This is a genomic window from Streptomyces sp. SID3212 (genome assembly GCF_009865405.1).
In the GTDB taxonomy this organism is placed as follows: domain Bacteria; phylum Actinomycetota; class Actinomycetes; order Streptomycetales; family Streptomycetaceae; genus Streptomyces.
In genome coordinates, this window is sequence record NZ_WWJY01000761.1 from 1 (window position 1) to 2,779 (window position 2,779).

The 2,779-nt window shown below is 71.6% G+C and carries 4 protein-coding genes; 1 reads left to right on the forward strand and 3 read right to left on the reverse strand.

The annotated features are described in order from the left end of the window. Together GT042_RS23090 and GT042_RS23095 are read right to left on the reverse strand one after the other, a co-directional pair. Positions 1-355, reverse strand: a 355-nt coding sequence (locus GT042_RS23090; protein ID WP_161310640.1) for a TetR/AcrR family transcriptional regulator, incomplete at its 3' end; no start/stop codon positions are given. Then, entirely contained in the window at positions 352-714 is a 363-nt protein-coding gene (locus GT042_RS23095; RefSeq protein WP_161310641.1) for a DUF1304 domain-containing protein, read from the reverse strand. The genes GT042_RS23095 and GT042_RS23090, both read right to left, overlap by 4 nt. Positions 715-921: 207 nt before the next feature. Here GT042_RS23095 and GT042_RS23100 point away from each other — a divergent pair, with 207 nt between their 5' ends. Continuing rightward, positions 922-1,899 (forward strand): NAD-dependent epimerase/dehydratase family protein, encoded by a 978-nt coding sequence (locus GT042_RS23100; RefSeq protein ID WP_161310642.1) that lies wholly within the window; start codon positions 922-924, stop codon positions 1,897-1,899. A gap of 161 nt (positions 1,900-2,060) precedes the next feature. On the opposite strand, the gene GT042_RS23105 is transcribed toward GT042_RS23100, so the two are convergent. Then, positions 2,061-2,779, reverse strand: a 719-nt coding sequence (locus tag GT042_RS23105) for an endonuclease (protein ID WP_161310643.1), incomplete at its 5' end; no start/stop codon positions are given.

The following is a 2,779-nucleotide window of genomic DNA, read 5'->3' on the forward strand; positions in this document are numbered from 1 at the left end:
CGGCGCCCCCCGGCCGCAGCAAGGTCCGGTACAGCGCCGCGTGCGGGGCCAGGCCGGCGAAGAACGCGGTGAGCGGGGGCGGCGGCGTCCGTGGATCCGGAGCGCCCCGCCACGCGTGCAGGGCGTCCACGGCGTCCCGTACGACCTCCGCGCAGGCGTCGACCGCCAGCGCCTGGAGATCGGGGTAGTGCAGATAGAACGTCGCCCGGCCGAGGCCCGCCCGCCGTGCCAGGGCGGCGACCCCGATCTCTTCCAGCGGGCGCTCCGCGCACGCGTCGAGCAGCGCCCGCCGCAGTCTGGCGCGGGTCCTGGCCGTCCGCGGATCGCCCCCGTCTCCGGGCGGGACGGTGGTCATCCGGCCGCCAGCACGACGGCCAGCGCGACCGCGCCGGGCAGTGCCTGGACGACGAGGATGCGCCGGTTCGCGGTGAGGCCGCCGTACAGGCCCGCGACCGTCACGCACACCGTGAAGAAGACCTGCACGCGGAAACCGGTCGGGTCGGAGACGATCAGTCCCCATATGAGCCCGGCGGCCAGGAAGCCGTTGTAGAGACCCTGGTTTGCCGCGAGGGCGGCAGTCGCCCTGGCCATGTCCGCGTCGAAGCCGGAGAGTTCACGGCCCTGCCTGCGCTCCCACAGGAACATCTCCAGCACCAGGATGTAGACGTGGAGCGCGGCCAACAGGCCGACCAGGACGTTCGCGGCTGTCTGCATGACGGGATCCCCCGATAGAGAACTTCTGGACAGGTGTCCCGGAAGTCTAGACACCTGTCCATGAGCGCGCTTCCCCGCCCCCTCTCCGCGAAGCCCCCTCCCCGCAAAGCCCGCCGCCCTTGCGATGCCCCATCGTAAGAGTTACGGTATCTAACAGAAGCGAGAGAGTGTTCGCACCGTCGTCCGGTCCACCCCGAGGGAGCCCCCATGTCCGCCGCCGCATCCGTCACCGCCGGTACCGCCCGCACCACCCACGCCGTGCTCGGCGCCGGCGCCGCCGGGACCGCGCTCGCCGCCGAACTCGCCCGCCGCGGCCACGCCGTACGCCTGGTGGACCGGTCCGGCACGGGCCCGGCCCCCGACGGTGTCGAACGCCTCGCCGCCGACGCGAGCACCCCCGAGGGAGCCCTGGCCGCCGTCGCGGGCGCCGACGTCGTCCACCACTGCCTCAACGTCGCCTACCACCTCCAGGTCGAGGTGATGCCCCGCATCCAGCGGGCCGTCCTGGCCGCCGTGGAGACCACCGGCGCGCGCCTCGTCGTCCTCGACACGCTCTACCCGTACGGCGAGACGCACGGCGAGGTCATGACGGAGGAGACCTCCTGGCGGGCCACCTCGCGCAAGGGCCGGATGCGGGCGGAACTCGACAGGATCTACCTGGACGCCCACCGCGAGGGCCGCGCCCGGGTCGTGCTCGGCCGCTCCGCGGACTTCGTCGGCCCCGGCGTCCTCAACTCCACCCTCGGCGGCGCGGTCTTCCCGGCGGCCCTGACCGGCGGAGAGGTCCCGGGCATCGGCGACATCGACCTGCCGCACAGCTACACGAACATCGAGGACGTGGCCGCGGGCCTGGCGACCCTCGGCGAACACCCCGAGGGGGACGGCCGGGTCTGGCACCTGCCCACCGCGCCCGCCGCCACCACCCGGGAGATCCTCACCCTGATCGGGGAGCGCCTGGGCGCCCCGCTCACGATCGTCCCGCTCCCCGAGCCGCGCCCGTTCGGCCCGTTCGACGAGGTCTTCATGGCGGAGTACGAGGAGATGTTCTACCAGCACACCGAGCCGCAGATCATGGACTCGTCCGCCTTCGAGAACACCTTCGGTGTCCGGCCCGTCCCGCTGTCGCGGACGGTGGACAGCACGCTCGCCTGGTACCGCGAAGTGCTCGCCCCGGCGCAGGTGTGAACGAGCGAACGCCTCGGTGAGAACGCGTGGGCGAATGAGCCGGGGCCCCCAGGGAAGCGCGTCCCTGGAGGCCCCGGCCAGCATTCCCCGTCGGGGGCGCTTGGAGTTAACGCGGTCAGTCTGGCCCGCGTCCGATCAGGTGCGGCGGTGCCGCGCCGCGCTCACCAGATGGACTCCACCCATTCGGGGTGGTCGATGAACGGGTTCCGGTTGCGCTGGTACGACGTGTATATGACGTCGTTACGGCGCTTCTCGAACGTGTCCGGCGGGTCCTGGTCGTTCCACCGCTTGAGCACGGACAGCTTCCCCATGAGGGGGTTGGAGCCGTTGTTGACCTTGTCGTTGGCCTCCAGGTCGGCCCACGCGTCGTCACCCTCGTACCGCACGGCCATGTACAGGATCATCCGGGCCACGTCGCCCTTCACGGCGTTGCGGGGCTCGAAGGAGTCGGAGTCGGTGTAGTTGCCCGGCGCGCCCGCCACCGCGCTGCCGCCCAGGTCGAAGTCCTTGTTCCCGCGCGTCGAGTTCACCCCGACCTCGCTCGGCCGCAGGTGGTGGATGTCGGTGCCGGGTCCGGCCGACGTACCGAAGCCGCCGTGGGACTGGGCCCAGACGTGCTCGCGGTTCCAGTCGCCCGCGTTGCCGCCGTTGCTCGCCTTCGACTGGGACTTCCCGGTGTAGAGCAGGATCACGTTCGACTTGTTCGCCGGGTCCTCGTCGGTGACCTTGAGGGCCTCCCACACCGCCGCGTACGAGATCTTCGTCTGGTTCTTGATGATCGAGTGCAGCGCTGTCTTCAACTGGGGCCCGGTCTTGCCGAGCGCGCTCTGGTAGTACGTGTCGTCGAGCGCGGCCCGCGGGGTCGCGGCGGGCGCGGCAG